Here is a 15,794-nt window from a genome sequence, read left to right on the forward strand (position 1 = left end):
TGATAATCCCCTGCATCGGTTGGGTGCGAGCCTGCTTGCAAAGGCATCGTTTATTGCCCGCCCAGCACCTCGCGTTTTCCCGCGAACGTCTATGCTGGCCTAACCAATCCCGCGCCTTTGCCTGGACCTGCATGGAGTCGTCAATGGAGCCCATCTCCCTTTCCGAAAAAGCCTTCACGCGCAACCTGCTCGACGTGCTGATTCGCGCCGGGCTGATCGCCGTTCTGGTGATGTTCTGCTTCGAGATTTTCAGGCCGTTTCGCGACCTGATGTTGTGGTCGCTGATCCTGGCCATCACCCTTTATCCACTGCAACAGCGACTCAGAGGGCCGCTTGGAAGAAAGGAAGGGCGCATCGCAACGCTGATTGTGCTGGTCGCGATCCTCATTTTGATGGTGCCGGTTTACCTGCTGGGCACCTCGATTGCCGACTCGGTGGAGAATGCGATAAACGTTGTCAGGACTGAAGGCTTAACGATCCCGCCGCCTTCCGACTCCCTGGCCGGGTTCCCGTTGCTGGGCAAGCCGCTGTCGGCTGTCTGGCTGCAGGCGTCGACTGACCTGCCGGGGCTGATGCACAAATACATCCCGCAGATCAAAGGGGTGAGCCTGGCCCTGCTGGGCAAACTGGCCGGTGTCGGCATGGGTTTCCTGACGTTCATCTTTGCCCTGATCATCGCCGGTATTTTTATGGCCTATGGCGAAAGCGGCGCTCGCAGTGCCGTGCAAATCTCGTCGCGCTTCAGCGGTCCGGTCAGAGGCCCGGAAATCGCCGGCCTGTGCACCGCGACGATTCGTGCGGTGGCTTTGGGCGTGGTCGGAATCGCGTTCATTCAGATGTTGCTGGTGGGCCTGGGTTTTGTGCTCAAAGGCGTGCCCGGCGCCGGTTTGTTCGCCCTCGCGGTGTTGCTGCTGGGCATCATGCAGCTGCCGGCCACCTTGATCACGCTGCCGGTGATTGCTTATGTGTTTGCCACTGAAGGCGCGAGCACCGCGACAATCGCCTTTGCCGTCTATGTATTCGTGGCCGGTCTGGTCGATAACGTGCTCAAGCCGCTGCTGCTGGGACGTGGCGTCGATGTGCCGATGCCGGTGATCCTGATCGGCGCACTCGGCGGCATGGTCACCGGCGGCATCATCGGGTTGTTCATTGGCCCGGTGGTGTTGGCTGTCGGCTATCAACTGTTCTGGCAATGGGTGCAGGACACGCCGGACGTGGCGACACCGCCCTGAGCGAGCCGGTTTACCGACGCACAGCGCGGGCTAGTTCCCGCGCTTCCACACCTTGACGTAGTCGATGCGAAACGTGGAAGGCAGGTCGGCATCGTCAACCACGCCGAACCATTGCCACATCGCCTCGCTGTCGAAAACGATCTGCATCGGGAAGAAGAAGTTGGTATTTTTCGCTTCCCGAACCAGCACGCCATCGACGTACCAGCGCAGTTTGTCCTGCTGCCAGTCGAAACCATACACATGAAAGGTGCTCGCCAGCCGCCACGGTGCAACCCAGGTGCTGCCATCGCTGAGGTGCTCATCGCTCTGGGGCGTCGCCCAGATGTGGGCGTTCATGTTGTATTTTTTGTCGAAAGCGCCGTCCTTGGTCTTGCCGCCGATTTCAAAAATATCGATCTCGGTGGCGTTGTCGGGCAGCCCGGTCCAGGCCAGCCAGAACGCACTGGAGCCGGCCGAATTCATCGGTTTTGCCCGCGCTTCGTAATAGCCGTAAAGCCCACGCTCATGGGTGCGCACCATCGCCGAACTGTAATCCTTGTAGCCGAGTTTGACGTACTTTTCGGGCAGGGTTTCCTTGCGAAAGTAAATGTTCAGGTTGCCATTATTGACAACGGCATTGGTCGGCAGAAACAGCGCCGGCTTACGCCCCAGCGAATCGGTCCCGGTGGCGTTGTTGACATGCCAGCGCGTTGCGTTGAGCGTCGTCCCGTTGAAATCATCCGACAGTTGCGTGTCCAGCACCCATTGGCCGGCGTTGGCCTGATCGGACAACGGTGCGTTGGGGTTGGTGTGTTGTGGCACTTCGCCGAGGGGACCGACGCGGGTCCAGGCCGTGGATTTCGACGGTCCGGCCACCGACCACTTTTGCGCCAGGTAATCAAACGCGGTTTGTCGCTCGTCTTGCGAGCTCAACGCGCGGTCGTAGACCAGCACTTCGGCGATGTCGCCACGCAGGATTTCCGAAGTACCGACCACATTACGCGCCACCGCAAACGGGCCGATGGGCACGTCGTAAATTTCGAGAAAGTCCAGCTTCGGCTCGTAGGCCGTGGTCTGTTGCACACTGATGCCGAAGTTCGGCAGCAGGTTGTCGTTATCGGCAAGTAGCGGCCGCGAACTGAACAAGCGCTGCCAGGCTTTGCCACCGGCCTGCTCAGGCAAGCGCCGTGACACCACGAACACCGTGGCCGGACCTTTGCCCGTCCGGATTGACGGGCCGGAAAACGCCGCAGTACCGCTCAAACGCACCACCGGGCGGCCATTCATGGCGTTGTCGACCCGCAAGGGCAGCGCCGTGGCCGTCACAGGGTCGACGATCAGTGCAGTGGCCTTGGCGGATTTGTCTCGCCATCGCGTCACGCGGTTTTCACCATCGACGGTAAAGGTCGAAGCATCTGCAGCGTCGAGCCAAAGCACCAGACCGTTAAGTGGCGGGCTGGTGACATTGGCAAACGCGTTCAAAGCTGCCGCCATCAGCAGCGTGCCCAGCGATATTTCCCTGACCATGTGCATCTCCTGTCATCTGAGCCGAGGGGCTCACTTGTGGGCAAACTTCAGTGCCGGGGGCGTGCGATAACCGAGCGGGTTGTGCGATTGCCAGCGCCAGCTGTCGGCGATCATCTGTTCCAGGCCACGTTCGGCCGACCAGCCCAGTTCGCGTCCAGCCTTGCTCGCATCGGCCCAGCACTGGGCGATGTCGCCGGGGCGACGCGGGGCAAAGCTGAATGGAATGGCGACCCCCGTAACGGACTCGAAATGGCGGATCATCTGCAAGACGCTATAGCCAACGCCGGTGCCGAGGTTCCAGACATGCGCCCCGCAACTGTCGCGCAAGGCTTGCAAGGCTTTGAGATGGCCGTCGGCAAGGTCGACGACGTGGATGTAGTCGCGCACGCAGGTGCCGTCGACGGTTGGGTAGTCGCTGCCGTAGACGGTCAGCTGCGCAATGCGCCCAATCGCTACCTGAGTGAGGCAGGGCAGCAGATTGCTCGGCTTGCCGCTGGGGTCTTCGCCGATCATGCCGCTTTCATGGGCGCCGATCGGGTTGAAATAACGCAGCAGCGCGATGCTCCAGCGCGGATCGGAAATGGCCAGGTCATTGAGCATTTCCTCAATCATCAATTTGCTGCGCCCGTACGGGTTGGTCGGTTTGCCGGTGCCGAGGTTCTCCAGAATTGGCGTTTGCGCCGGGTCGCCATACACGGTCGCCGATGAGCTGAACACCAGATTGAACACCTTTGCACGCGCCATCGACCGACACAGGCTGAGTGCGCCGGCGACGTTATTGGCGTAATAGTCGAGTGGGTTGCGCACACTTTGCTCGACCGACTTGAGGCTGGCGAAATGCACCACCGCGTCGATGTCGAAGTGACTGAAGATGTCATCGAGCAGCTTCTGGTTGCGCACATCGCCTTCAATGAACTCCACCCGCGTATGAGTCAGTTGCTCGAGGCGCGTGATCGACTCGCGACAGCTGTTGCTCAGGTTGTCGAGCAATAGCACTTGCTGGCCGGCATTGATGAGGGTCAGAGCGGTGTGGGAGCCGATGTAGCCGGCCCCGCCTGTGATCAGCGTGGTTTTTCTGAGCATGATGGTGATTCCTGTGCGAGAACCGGTTCAGCGGGTGGTGAAAACCGACTTGAATTCTTGCGGCCAGCGCGGGTGCAGCAGGCTGTAGGCGAGGGCATACGACAGGGCGCCGATGGCGATGTTGGCAATCAGATGTACATAGCCCGTCAGGCTCACCTGAGTGGCAAAGGTCACCACGCTGGCAGCCATTACGAGCGAGGCGATGACGCTGCGGTAGTTGCACTCCAAAAATGCCCGCCAGCCGTAACCGATGGCGATGTTCAGGCCGCGAACCTGCAGCGGGGTGATGATCAGCATCCGTACCAAAAGCGCCAGCGCTGCGGCCATGCCGCCGTAAATCGGGCCAAGGCTGTACACCAGGGCGAGGGCGAGCAGGGTGGTGCCGACTTCGGCCTTGAGGGTCAGACGAGTGCGATTGACCGCCACCAGGGCGGTGGTTGCGTACATCGCGGTGTTGCCGAGGGCGGCGGTGCAGGCCAGCACTTGCAGCAGAGGAATGGCGTCGGCCCATTTGGCGCCGAAGATCAGCAGGATGATGTCGTCTGCGGTCAACGCGATGCCGATAAACAGCGGCGTCAACAGAAAACCGCTGAGCGCCGTCGAGTCGCTGATCAGGCCGATCAGCCGCGAAGAATCCGCGCTGCGCCGGGCGAATGCCGGCAACGCGTAACTCATCAAGCCGTTATAGATGGCCGTGCGCGGCAGATCGATGATGCGCATGGCCAGGTTGAACATGCCGACGGCGCTGGCACCGGCGGTGATCCCGAGCACCACATTGACGCCGCGTTGCAGGGTTTGCGAACTGAGCACATTGATCGCTACCGGTGTGCCCGCCCTCAGGGTTTCGCGCAGAAACCGGGTGTCGATGTGGAACGCGATGCGTTTGGGCTCGCCGCGCATCAGCACGATCACCGAGACGAATTCCATGATCAGCGCCTGCGCAATCACGGCCCAGGCGCCAAAGCCCCACAAGGCGACCGCGATGCCACCGACGCCGCCCAGCACCTTGCCCAACAGTGTACGGGTGGCGAGCATCTTGAAGTTGCCGCTGCGGCGCATCTGCACCACATACACCCGCGCCATCATGGTGAAGAGGATTTTCACCGAGGCCACCGCCGTCATCCATTGCAGGGCGGGTGACGGCGCGTACAGCATCGCCAGGCCGCTGATGACCAGGATGGACACCAGGCTGATCAACACGGAAAACCAGAACGCGGTCGAGATATGCCGGTCGTCCAGCCGATCCTGCCGCACCAGCGGATCTTCCAGCACTGAGGAATAAATGATGCCGACCACTTCGACGATGGCGATGATAACGGTACCGATGCCCAGTTCAGCTGGCGACAGCAGCCGCGCGTAAACCACAAACGTGATCATCGACAGGAAAATCAGGCCGAATTTTTCGGTGAAAATCCAGATCAATGTAACCAGACGATGATTGGCCATGGGCGAGACCTGGGAATCCAACGAAAAAGGGAGGAAACAACGAACCGAATGAACCGGCGCGCGTAGCACCGCCCGCTGCTACAGGGTCGCGTTATCAAGAGGCGCGTTGTCGGGGTTCGCGTTGTTGGGCGGCTCGTCAGGGGGCTTTGCGCAGCATCTTCATCCGCGCATACAGGTAGCGCAGGGTCGGTTTGCCGTTGAAGAAAATCAGCGTCTGCCAGGAGTGCTTGAGCATTTTCTGAAAGACCTTGATCACCAGAGCATGCTCGCCGCGCCGGGAGAACGTGCCGAGGAAGTCGGCATGATTGGCCAGCACGAAATCGATGCGCTGCTGACGCGTCAGTCGGGGGCCATAAAGCTCCAGGTACATATCGATGAACTTGAGTTTGTGCGGGTAATATTTTTGCGGCTGGGCGGTGATGTTGCTGGCGTTGACACCGCGCCGGATCAACACTTGCGGCACTGTGTGAACTTCCCAATGCTCCGCGATCCGCGTCCACAGCAAGCGGTCTTCGGCGTATCGCAGCTTCTGATCGAAGCCGCCGAGCGTGAGGATCGCCTCGCGTCTGACGACAACCCCGGAAGTGCCGTTGATGACGTTTTCCCGCATGAAATCGGCAAAGTGATTGCCACTCTTGCGCCGCTCTTCCCGTTGTTCCTTGCCATCGCTGAACACGCTCAACTGATAGCAATCGATCAGACCGACCCGATGCCCTGTGCGCGTCAGCTCGGCATAAAGCGCCAATTGCTTCTCGAGTTTTTCCGGATGCCACTGGTCATCGGCATCCAGAAACGCGATGAACGTTTCCTGAGCCAGGAAAATGCCCTTGTTGCGCGCACTTCCCGGACCCTCATTGGGTTGTTGCAGCAACGTTACAGGGAACGGCGCCACAAAGTCCCGGACCATCTGCGGGCCGTCATCACTGGAACCGTCGTCGACGATGATGACGTTATCGGGCAGGCGGGTTTGCCGACTCAGCGATGCCAACGTCTGCTGAATGCTGCCGGCGGCGTTGTACAGCGGAATGACCACGCACACCGTACCGGGTGATGAGGAAGCGTCGTTCAGCATGGGCTTTTCTCCTTGGACCGGGTGCCGACGGACAGAGCCTGTGAGCGCACGGCATGATCCGGTGCAGGCGAGCGAGCGGCCATGGCCGGTCGTTTGGCATGGTGATGGCGGAACGTCAGGGCAAGCGTGCAGAACACCAGGAACTCCGCAGAACGGTAGTTGGGCACCACGTACGCCACGTAATTGGTGACGATGAACAGCGCGATGATGACCAGCGCGCTGGCCCGGAACTGTGCCGATCGATCGGCCGTGACCGCGCGGTATTGCTTGATCAGCGCTTCAGCGAACAACAGGATCAGCGCCGCCAGTTGCAGCGCGCCGCCGTTGAGCAAGGTTTCCATGTAACCGCTGTGCGCATTGCCGATGTAGCCCCAGCGCTTGATGAAAACGTCGGCATCCGGGCTCGACCAGAACGCGCCGAAGCCGTAACCGTTGAGAAACTTGCTATCGATCAGCGGCGTGAGCAATTCCCAGATCAGCGTGCGGTCGGTCAGCGACGGATCGCGCCCCATCATCTCCAGCAGCAGCGTGTAATTGCCGTACATGAAGGCGCAGATCAGCAAATAGACAACGGTCGCGGCGAAGAACGCCAGCAACGAGCGGTTGATGCGCAGGCGGATCATCGTCAGGAAATACCAGTAGCTGGCCGCACCCGTGACAATCAGTGCAATGCCCGTGGCCGATTGCGCGAGCAGAATCGCCACCAGCGAAAAACTCGCGTACAGAATCGCCATGACATTGCGCTGACGAATCATCGGCAGCAGCAACAGAATCGCAATGGCATTGATTCGTGCGCCGGCATTCTTCTCGGTAAAAATCCCTTTGAACGCGCCGTCCCGGATACCGCCCGAGATGAAGGCGATGTCCGGCCTGATCACGGCAAAGATCAGACCGATCAACGCGGCAGCACCGATCACGGAACCGATCATGAAAGCAATTTTTTCAATGCTGTAGTTGTAAGCAACAAACCCGGCAAAGAACACCACGCTGACCATCGCGATAAAGCGTTTGAAGCTCAGCATCGGGTCGCTGGACCAACTGATCGAGGCTGCCACGCACCCCAGAAACAGCAATAGAAAAAGGTTGTTGCGGTAAAAGCTTTTGCTGAGGAAGACCTTGTTGCGGATGAAGAAAAACAGCGGTACCAGCAAAGTGACCAATCCACCAATCTGATTGACCACGTTACCCTCCATGTCCCTCTGCGCATCGTCCAGGGCAGCGCCTTGCCCGAGGAAAAAAGCAATCACCTGGATGTAGAACAACACGCCGAACAACGTAAACGCGTCGCGCAGCGTGGAGTACCTGACTTCCAGTTTCCTCATGACCGTTCGCCCCCCAGCATCGCCGCCAGATACGTGTGCACTGCGCGGCCGCTGACGAAGCGATTGGCGGCGGCGATACGCGCCCGGCGATTCGCATCACGGGTGGCGCCGAGCTCGCCGGCGATGGCCTGCGCCAGCGCGGCCGGATCGTCGACATTCACCAGCGGCGCGACCGCACCGTTGTCGAGAATGTCCTGCGGACCGTGCGGGCAGCGAGTCGACACCACGGGCGTGCCGGTGGCCAAGGCTTCAACCAGGGCATTGGGACTGCCTTCGAAGCGAGATGACAATACAAAACAATCGGCCGCCGCCACTTCCGCCATAGGCTGGCGCGTATAGCCCGGCAGATCGACGCGACTGGCCACGCCCAGGGCGGCCGCTTGTGCCTGCAACTGCGCGCGAAGGTTGCCTTCGCCAAAAATGATCAGACGCGTGCCTGAATCGGGCAAACGGGCGAACGCTGCAATCAGCGTATCGAAGCCTTTCTGTGGAGCCAGACGCCCCAACGCAACGATCACCGATGTGGTTTTTTCCAGCAGCCAGGGATGGCTCGGCAGGCCCGGTGGTTTTTCAAGGAAATCGTTATCCAGCACCGGATTGTCGGCAATCGTCACATCGCGCTTGCGCGCAATCGTCGTGTCGACCAGGTCTTGCGCGACGCCGCGCGATACGCAGATGACCGGGTTGGGAATCAGCCGATACAGCAACGGCGCCAGCAGATAAGCCGCCCGCACCGCCATCGCCGGGTTGACGTGTTTGTCGTGGGAAAAGGCGTTGCGTTCGCTGACGTGCAGGCGTCGCAGCGTGCCGGACAGCATCGATGCAGCGATGGCCACTACATTGACGTGGGTGAGGGCGGCCAGTTGCGCATCGAAGCGATTGCGCCGCAGAAACCTTGCCAGCGCCGGGACCGCACTGGCGCTGCGCGGGCTGTTCAGTTCCACCTGTTTGACCCGGGGATCGAGCAGCGCGACGTTAAGGCCGCCGCCGGTGAGCATCAGCAGCGTGACGTCGTTGCCGGCGTCGACCAATGCACCGGCCAGTCGCGCCATCATTTTTTCTGCGCCGCCACCGCCGAGGTCGTGGAGAATGATCAGCAGCTTCTTCATCGGTTCCATACCTGGTAATAGGCCTGTGCGGCGTGGTGGCTGGTGTATGGGCGGACGGCCTCGGCCAGCGATTGCCCGCCAGGCGTGACCGCGTCAGACATCGCCAGGCTTTGCAGCAGACCTTCGGCCAGCGCCGGCACATCGTTGACCTTGACCAACTGCCCCAGGCGGCCGTGATCAAGCAACTCCCTCGGGCCGGTATCGCAGTCGCACGCCAGCACCGGGGTGCCTAATGCCAGCGCCTCGATCAATACGGTAGGCATCCCTTCGTGCGATGAACTGAGGATCAGCAGCCGGGCCTGGCGGATCAGCGGATAGGGGTTGCGCATAAACCCGGTGAAATGCACCCGGTTCGCGATGCCCAGGCGCTGCGCCTGTGCGGTCAGCGCACCGCGTTGCGGGCCGTCGCCAGCGATCACCAGATCGGGCAGCGGCTCGCGGCTCAAAGCCAGCGCATAAGCGTCGAGCATCAGGTGAAAGCCCTTGAGTTCCACCAGGCGACCGACCCCCAGCCAGAACTCGCTGGGCAAGTTGGCGGGCACGGGGGTCTGTGCGGCGTTGAGCAGGTGTTCAGTGACCACCGCGTTTGGGCAATACGAAATGCGTTGGCGGCCCCAGGGTATCCAGTCGGCCAGAGCGTGGCGCAGGCCTTGGGAAACCGTCACGACTTTGCCGCCGCCGCACAGGTAAAGCGCGTAGAGCAGACGCAGGCTGGTCACCCCGGTTCTCTGCTCGGCGCAATCAAGCGCGGTGTGGCGGGTGTATATGACTTTGCATGAACGCCCCAGCGTGGCGAACCAGGTGCACAGGTTGGCCTGTTCCTTGGCGCTGATCAGGTGGGTGACCTTTTCGCGGCTGATTGTTCGACGCAACAGGACGATGGACTTGAGCATTCCGATCACCCCGCTGCCGGCGCCATCGATGGCTGTCGCGCCGGCAGCGTCGGGTGGGTCGCCATTGATGACAAAAAAACTGACACGATGGCCATCCTTCAGAAATTGCTCGGCCAGACGTTGCTGTACCCGTTCAACGCCGCCATCGGGCTCAAAGTCTTTGAGAATGAAAAGAATGTGCATAGTCAATGGCCCGCTGTTCAGGGTGTGCTGATGTCGATCGACAGCTTGCGTCGAACGATCATCGCCAACAGGTGGCAAAAGTTGCTCGGGTAGTCGATCAGGTAGCGCTTGATCGTGTGCGGTTCGCGGTACATGCGGTAGAAGGCGCGCAGATGCAGGCGGTCAACCAGCGCCGGGTAGTACTGCTGCGTGGCCATGGCTTCCTGACGAATGAAACCGCCGCAGGTAAACGCCACACCGCTGAAGCCGGCCTGGAGGGCATTGTCGACAAACCGCTCCTGCAACCCGGCGCCCAGGCCGACGATCAGAATGTGCGTCTCGCTGCGGCAGATGTCGGCGTGAATAGCCTCGGCCTGCTGAGCATTGAAATAGCCGTTGTGATAACCGGCAATCTGCAACGCCGGATAGCGCAACAGAATTTTTTCGATGAACAATTGCATCTCGTTCTGCCGCGCGCCGACGAAATAAACCCGTTTGCCTTGTTCCTCGGCACTGCGCAACACCGGGTCGGCAATGGAAGTGAAATCAAAACTGACCCGGCCCACGGCTCGTCCGGTCACACGCGACATGAAGGTCGACATCAACATGCCGTCGCAAAAGTAGGCAACGGCGTTCGAGGGCTGCTTGAGGAAGCTGCCGATGGAAGCGAAGTTGACGAAGGAAAAGGCCTGATTGACTTCCAGCAGCGCCGGCGAGTACTGCTCGATCACATTCAGCTTGATCATTGCATGCCTCCCTGGGCGACATCCGGCCAGGTCTGCCGGCCGACGGACACATAGGTGAAACCGCGCTTGCCCAGGCGTTGCGGATCGAACAGGTTGCGTCCGTCAAAAATCAGCGGCTGCCTGAGGTGGCGAGTGAGCAGGTCGAAATCCGGTGCGCGAAACGCTTGCCACTCAGTGACGATGATCAGTGCATCGGCATTTTTCAGTGCCGCTTCCTTGGTACCCGCCAGCGTCAGGTCATCGCGCTCGCCATAGAGACGCTGGGCCTCTTCCATGGCTTTGGGGTCGAAGGCCTGAACGCGGGCCCCGGCTTTCCACAGCGCTTCCATCAGCACCCGGCTCGGCGCTTCGCGCATGTCGTCGGTGTTGGGCTTGAAGCTCAACCCCCACAACGCAAACGTCTTGCCCTGCAGCGCACCGCCGAAGTGCTCGAAAATCTTGCTGAACAGCGTGGTTTTCTGTTCGTTGTTACGCGCTTCGACTGCCTTCAGAACGCGGGCATCGATGTCCACGGCTGTCGCGGCGTGAATCAACGCTTTCACATCCTTGGGAAAACACGAGCCCCCGTAGCCAACGCCGGGGTAGATGAATTGGTAACCGATGCGTGGATCGGAGCCGATGCCGTGGCGGACCATCTCGATGTCGGCGCCAAGCTTCTCGGAAAGGGCAGCCATTTCGTTCATGAAACTGATCTTGGTGGCGAGCATGCAATTGGCGGCGTACTTGGTCAGCTCGGCACTGCGGATGTCCATGACGATGATTTTTTCGCGGTTGCGATTGAATGGCTCGTACAGTTCGCGCATGACTTCTTCGGCGTGCGCGCTGTCGGTGCCGATGATGATGCGGTCTGGGCGCATGCAGTCGTCGACCGCGCAGCCTTCCTTGAGAAATTCCGGATTGGAAATCACGTCGAAGGTCAACTCGCCGCGCCCGTTCTCGGCGAGCACCTGTGCGATGCGCGCGCGAACCACATCGCCAGTGCCCACCGGCACCGTGGACTTGTCGACGATCACCTGATAACGGTCCATGTGCAGCGCAATGGTTTGCGCCACGTCGAGAACGTAGTGCAGATCTGCCGAACCGTCCTCGTCGGGCGGGGTGCCGACGGCGATCAGTTGCACATCGCCGTGGCGCACGGCAGCCGCCATGTCAGTCCCGAATTTCAGTCGGCCGCTCTGGTAGTTGTCGCGAACGAGGGTTTTCAAACCGGGTTCATAAATGGGCAACGTGCCTTCGATCAGCGCCTGGACCTTGGCGGCGTCGACGTCCACGCACATTACCGAGTGGCCGACTTCCGCCAGCGCGGCGCCCTGTACAAGCCCAACATAACCGATGCCGAATACGCTCACATTCATGGTGAAACCTCAAGTTGGGGCGTCAGTAGATGTTTTTGGAAAAAAGAGTGAACGGCGTTTTCACGAGGATTTTGATGTCCAGCCACAGCGACCACTGATTGATGTAATTGAGGTCCTGGGCGACGCGCTGCTGCATCTTTTCCAGCGTTTCGGTTTCACCGCGATGGCCGGTGATCTGCGCGAGTCCGGTGATACCCGGTTTGAGACGATGCCGGGCCATGTAGGCGCGAACCTTGCCGGTGTAATAGATGTTGTGAGTGACTGCGTGGGGGCGCGGGCCGACCAGCGCCATCGCGCCGAACAGCACGTTGAACAGCTGCGGCAATTCGTCGATGGAGGTGCGGCGCAGAAAGCGTCCAAGCGGGGTGACGCGATCATCGTCGCGGGTGGCCTGGCGGACGTCGTCGTCCTTGTGCACACGCATCGAGCGAAACTTCCAGATCCGGATCACTTCGCCGTCGCAGCCATGCCGGTTCTGCTTGTACAACACCGGGCCGGGGGAGGTGAGCTTGATGGCCACTGCTACGGCCAGCAGCAGCGGGCTGAGCACGGTGATCGCGACCAACGCCAGGCTGCGTTCCAGCAGGTCTTTGCAGAACAGACTGCCGGGATGTGAGCTGATCAGGCTTTCATTGAGGTAGAACGCCGGCATCCGTTCTATTTCCGAAATCGACTGATTGAGCAGCACCAGACTGCTGAAATCGGGGATCCATACCACGTCGACGTTCATGTCCAGCAGGTCGATGTACAACGCCTCGATGATCGCGGCCTTGTCCATCGGCAACACCAGATACACCCGGCGTATCTCCATGCGATCGATGATTTCCCGTATGTCATCGACCGAGCCGAGCAGCGGCAGGATGCTCGGCGCGGGGCCGGCATGGTCTGCGGTGGCGACAAATCCGAGCACCCGCGCACGGTTTGGTCGCGACAGTTTGCGCGCCAGTTCATGGGCGGTCGGGCAGGTGCCGAGGATCACCGAGCGGCGCTCGTTGCAGCGCTTGCTCGAGTGCATCCGGGTCAGGCAATGCAGGGGGATGAAACTGGCGGCTTGCAACAGGTAGCCGGCGATGGCCCAGACGATGATGACCTGTCGCGAGAAAATCGCACTGGTCTGGGTGATGAACGCGATGCTGATCAGCACCGCCAGCAGGATCAGCCAGCCGGCCAACAAGCGAGCCAGCCCGACCAGCAAACCGTGACGTTTGTGGTAGACCTGCATGGCGCCGTAGATCGGTACCGAACCGAGCACCGTGAGAATGATCAGCACGCGGTAGGGACTGGCCAGATAGCCAACGCGCCAGTAGACGAGCACCATCAACAGCACGTTGACCAGGGTCAGCGCGCACAGCCACTGGCCCCAAAACGTCAGGCCTTTGCGATGGGCGACTTGAGCGGTGTATTGCGGAGTCATCGGCTCAACCTCTGGACATGGGGCATGCATCGCGCCGACCCATGAATTCACGGCGTCGTGGCGCGCACGCTGGTATGTGGCTCGATTGAGGTGAAACGGTTTTCAGCGAAGGGTGCAGCGCAGTGAGCAGCGACCAGCGTTACCTGGAGGCATAATCGTAATCGTAGAATGTGTCCGAATGGCTATCGCCGTACTTGCGCGCCTTGCGCAGGTCGACCTGGTTAAGCACGATCCCGAACACTGGAGCGTGGCTCTGCTGCAACGTCGCGAGTCCCTTCTGCACCTGGCTGACCGGGGTGCTTTCAGCCTTGACCACATAGATCACGGCGTCCGAATGCTTGGCCAGCAGCAGCGCGTCGCTGACCATTTCGGCCGGCGGCGAATCGATAATGATGTGGCGGTAGCGCAATTTCAGGGCATCAAACATGCGCGCCACCCGCGGTGAGCTGAGCAAGTCCTGCGGCGGCGGCTGACGCGAGCCATGGCGGCGCTCGCCAGGCCCCGGCAGGCGCGGGGAGGTCAGCATGTCGAGCGAGGAGGGCGATACATTGCCGGCCGGCAACATGTCGAGATTGCCCACTGTGCGGATGCAGTCCTCCAGGCGTGCGGTACCGGCAATCACGTTGGCCAGCCCTGGCGCGTCGGCCGGGAAGTCGAAGTTCGACGACAGTGTTGGCTGGCGCAAGTCAGCGTCGATCAGCAACACCCGCTCCAGCGGCGTCAGCGAGCAGGCCAGGTTGTTGGCGATGGTGCTTTTGCCTTCACCGGAGACCGTCGAGGTGACCAGCACCACTTGCGCCGGTTGCTCGTTACTCTGCAGCATCAGCCAGGTACGCAGGTTGCGAATGGTCTCGGAAAAACGCGGATGGTCGTTGTCGTCAAACAGGCGCGCCAGTTGCCGGCGACTTTTCTTCATTACCAGCGGCACCACGCTGAGCAGCGGAGTATTGAGTGTGCTCTCGATGCTGTCGTCAGTCTTGAAGGTGTTGCTCAAGGTGTCGAACAGGAACGCCAGGATCACGCCGATCAACGCGGCAACCACCGCGGCAATCGCCACGATCAGCATCTTGCGCGGTTTGCTCGCTTCAAGCGGAGCGATGGCCGAGTCGACGATGCGAACCTTGGTGGAATCCATGTCCGAGGTCGCAGCGGTTTCTTTTAAACGGGTGATAAAGGTTTCATACAAGGCGCGGCTGCTGTCGACTTCGCGCTGGAATTCGCGCAGCTGGAATTCTTTGCGCGAAATGTCCTGAATCTGCGCCTTGTTGGTGTTGAACGAACCTTGCAGGGCCTGCTCGCTGGCCACCGCCAGTTGGTATTGGCGCTCGATACCGGCAATGACTTGCTGCACTTGCAGGCGCAGACTGGTGGTGGCGGCGCGCAACTCCGATCGTGCCGAAACGAGGGCCGGGTGTTTAGGCCCGTAGCGTCCCGACAACTCCTCGACCTTGGCTTGCGCCTTGGCCAGTTCGCCCTGAAATTGCTGAACCAGTGGATTAGTCAGCACCGCCGGCACACTCGACAACCGGCTGAGGTCACCATTGCTCAGGGACTTGGCCTGACGGTACTGGCTCTCGGCTTCGGCGCGATTACGTCTTGCATCGATCATCCGATTGCCGGTCATTTCCAGTTCGTTGGCGCTGATGGTGGCGACGCCGCCGACATCGACCAGCCCTTGTTCTTCGCGGTAGCCCTGCAATTTGTTCTCGGCACGGCGCAGGTTGTCGCGCAGTTCGATCAGGCGGGTGTTCATCCAGCTTGTGGTGGTTTGCGAGGACTTCACGCTGGTGTCGAGCTGGCTGTCAATAAAGCCCTGGGCCAGCGCGTTGGCGACGTCGGCGGCCAGTTTCGGGTCAGGCAGTTCCACTTCGATTTCCAGCAACTGGCTTTTGCCGACAAATTTGATGCTGGTGTGCAGCATCAGGTTCTGCGTCACCTGGTTGAAGATGTCCAGTTCCGTGGGCGTGGTCTGCACCGGCGTAAGGAAGGCCAGCCCCGGCAGCCATTGTCCGCTGTTGAGTTCGGCCAGCCACTTGCGCGGGGTGAACCACGGCTTCGGTTGTTGCCGGGGATCGGTGATCGGGTTGGTCGTGAGGTTGAGCTTTCTCACGGCTCGTTCCGCCAGGTCCCGCGATTGCAGCAATGCTTGCTGGGTCTGCAGGTAATCGGTGGAATTGGTGGACGAGTCCTTGACCTGCTGGAACGACATCAGCGGCGGATTTTTCTCGTTGATCAGCAAGGTCGCGCTGCCGACGTACTGCGGGGTGATCATCGACACCGTCACGATCGCCAACACCACACTGAACAACACCAGCCAGCCGATATTCCATTTGGCGCGCCAGATCACCCGCCACAGTTTCATCAGGTCGATGGTGTCCTTTTCTTCCCCATGCTGCTGATACAGATGCGGTTGAAGAGGGCGTTCAATGTAGGTGCTAGGGCTGTTGTCCATGA

The 15,794-nt window shown here is 60.5% G+C and carries 12 protein-coding genes; 1 reads left to right on the forward strand and 11 read right to left on the reverse strand.

What is annotated here, in order from left to right; translation table 11 throughout:
• Positions 1-143 precede the first annotated feature (143 nt).
• Positions 144-1,232 (forward strand): AI-2E family transporter, encoded by a 1,089-nt coding sequence (locus ACYZT1_RS13605; RefSeq protein WP_462015239.1) that lies wholly within the window; start codon positions 144-146, stop codon positions 1,230-1,232.
• A gap of 30 nt (positions 1,233-1,262) precedes the next feature.
• Here ACYZT1_RS13605 and ACYZT1_RS13610 read toward each other — a convergent pair whose 3' ends face one another.
• From ACYZT1_RS13610 to ACYZT1_RS13660, 11 genes are all read right to left on the reverse strand, one after another.
• Complete coding sequence (locus ACYZT1_RS13610; protein WP_462015240.1) at positions 1,263-2,738, reverse strand: family 16 glycosylhydrolase; 1,476 nt, start codon at positions 2,736-2,738, stop codon at positions 1,263-1,265.
• A 30-nt stretch (positions 2,739-2,768) separates the two neighbouring features.
• A complete protein-coding gene (galE, locus tag ACYZT1_RS13615; RefSeq protein WP_462015241.1) occupies positions 2,769-3,821 on the reverse strand; it encodes a UDP-glucose 4-epimerase GalE in 1,053 nt (350 codons plus the stop codon).
• A gap of 27 nt (positions 3,822-3,848) precedes the next feature.
• Positions 3,849-5,267: an oligosaccharide flippase family protein gene (locus ACYZT1_RS13620; protein WP_462015242.1), complete on the reverse strand. Its 1,419-nt coding sequence runs from the start codon at positions 5,265-5,267 to the stop codon at positions 3,849-3,851.
• 136 nt (positions 5,268-5,403) lie between these two features.
• The gene (locus ACYZT1_RS13625) at positions 5,404-6,339 is read right to left on the reverse strand and encodes a glycosyltransferase family 2 protein (RefSeq protein ID WP_462015243.1); all 936 of its coding nucleotides are present in this window, start codon (positions 6,337-6,339) and stop codon (positions 5,404-5,406) included.
• Complete coding sequence (locus ACYZT1_RS13630; RefSeq protein WP_462015244.1) at positions 6,333-7,661, reverse strand: O-antigen ligase family protein; 1,329 nt, start codon at positions 7,659-7,661, stop codon at positions 6,333-6,335. Before ACYZT1_RS13630 ends, ACYZT1_RS13625 begins: the two co-directional genes overlap by 7 nt.
• Complete coding sequence (locus tag ACYZT1_RS13635) at positions 7,658-8,770, reverse strand: glycosyltransferase (protein ID WP_462015245.1); 1,113 nt, start codon at positions 8,768-8,770, stop codon at positions 7,658-7,660. The genes ACYZT1_RS13630 and ACYZT1_RS13635 overlap by 4 nt, the downstream gene beginning before the upstream one ends.
• On the reverse strand, positions 8,767-9,846 hold the full coding sequence (locus tag ACYZT1_RS13640; RefSeq protein ID WP_462015246.1) for a glycosyltransferase: 1,080 nt from the start codon (positions 9,844-9,846) through the stop codon (positions 8,767-8,769). Before ACYZT1_RS13640 ends, ACYZT1_RS13635 begins: the two co-directional genes overlap by 4 nt.
• Positions 9,847-9,863: 17 nt before the next feature.
• Positions 9,864-10,571, reverse strand: coding sequence for a WecB/TagA/CpsF family glycosyltransferase (locus ACYZT1_RS13645; RefSeq protein ID WP_462015247.1), 708 nt, complete (start codon positions 10,569-10,571; stop codon positions 9,864-9,866).
• Entirely contained in the window at positions 10,568-11,926 is a 1,359-nt protein-coding gene (locus ACYZT1_RS13650; protein WP_462015248.1) for a UDP-glucose dehydrogenase family protein, read from the reverse strand. The genes ACYZT1_RS13645 and ACYZT1_RS13650 overlap by 4 nt, the downstream gene beginning before the upstream one ends.
• 22 nt (positions 11,927-11,948) lie before the next feature.
• On the reverse strand, positions 11,949-13,340 hold the full coding sequence (locus tag ACYZT1_RS13655; RefSeq protein WP_462015249.1) for an undecaprenyl-phosphate glucose phosphotransferase: 1,392 nt from the start codon (positions 13,338-13,340) through the stop codon (positions 11,949-11,951).
• A gap of 139 nt (positions 13,341-13,479) precedes the next feature.
• On the reverse strand, positions 13,480-15,792 hold the full coding sequence (locus tag ACYZT1_RS13660) for a GumC family protein (RefSeq protein ID WP_462015250.1): 2,313 nt from the start codon (positions 15,790-15,792) through the stop codon (positions 13,480-13,482).
• Between the last annotated feature and the right edge of the window lie 2 nt (positions 15,793-15,794).

The sequence above is a fragment of the Pseudomonas sp. PB3P13 genome, assembly GCF_054897735.1.

What these genes read in the sequence shown, in the direction of transcription:
- ACYZT1_RS13605 (WP_462015239.1), top strand. Translation starts at nt 144, where the DNA reads ATGGAGCCCATCTCCCTTTCCGAAAAAGCCTTCACGCGCAACCTGCTC.
- ACYZT1_RS13610 (WP_462015240.1), bottom strand. Translation starts at nt 2,738, where the DNA reads ATGGTCAGGGAAATATCGCTGGGCACGCTGCTGATGGCGGCAGCTTTG.
- galE (WP_462015241.1), bottom strand. Translation starts at nt 3,821, where the DNA reads ATGCTCAGAAAAACCACGCTGATCACAGGCGGGGCCGGCTACATCGGC.
- ACYZT1_RS13620 (WP_462015242.1), bottom strand. Translation starts at nt 5,267, where the DNA reads ATGGCCAATCATCGTCTGGTTACATTGATCTGGATTTTCACCGAAAAA.
- ACYZT1_RS13625 (WP_462015243.1), bottom strand. Translation starts at nt 6,339, where the DNA reads ATGCTGAACGACGCTTCCTCATCACCCGGTACGGTGTGCGTGGTCATT.
- ACYZT1_RS13630 (WP_462015244.1), bottom strand. Translation starts at nt 7,661, where the DNA reads ATGAGGAAACTGGAAGTCAGGTACTCCACGCTGCGCGACGCGTTTACG.
- ACYZT1_RS13635 (WP_462015245.1), bottom strand. Translation starts at nt 8,770, where the DNA reads ATGAAGAAGCTGCTGATCATTCTCCACGACCTCGGCGGTGGCGGCGCA.
- ACYZT1_RS13640 (WP_462015246.1), bottom strand. Translation starts at nt 9,846, where the DNA reads ATGCACATTCTTTTCATTCTCAAAGACTTTGAGCCCGATGGCGGCGTT.
- ACYZT1_RS13645 (WP_462015247.1), bottom strand. Translation starts at nt 10,571, where the DNA reads ATGATCAAGCTGAATGTGATCGAGCAGTACTCGCCGGCGCTGCTGGAA.
- ACYZT1_RS13650 (WP_462015248.1), bottom strand. Translation starts at nt 11,926, where the DNA reads ATGAATGTGAGCGTATTCGGCATCGGTTATGTTGGGCTTGTACAGGGC.
- ACYZT1_RS13655 (WP_462015249.1), bottom strand. Translation starts at nt 13,340, where the DNA reads ATGACTCCGCAATACACCGCTCAAGTCGCCCATCGCAAAGGCCTGACG.
- ACYZT1_RS13660 (WP_462015250.1), bottom strand. Translation starts at nt 15,792, where the DNA reads ATGGACAACAGCCCTAGCACCTACATTGAACGCCCTCTTCAACCGCAT.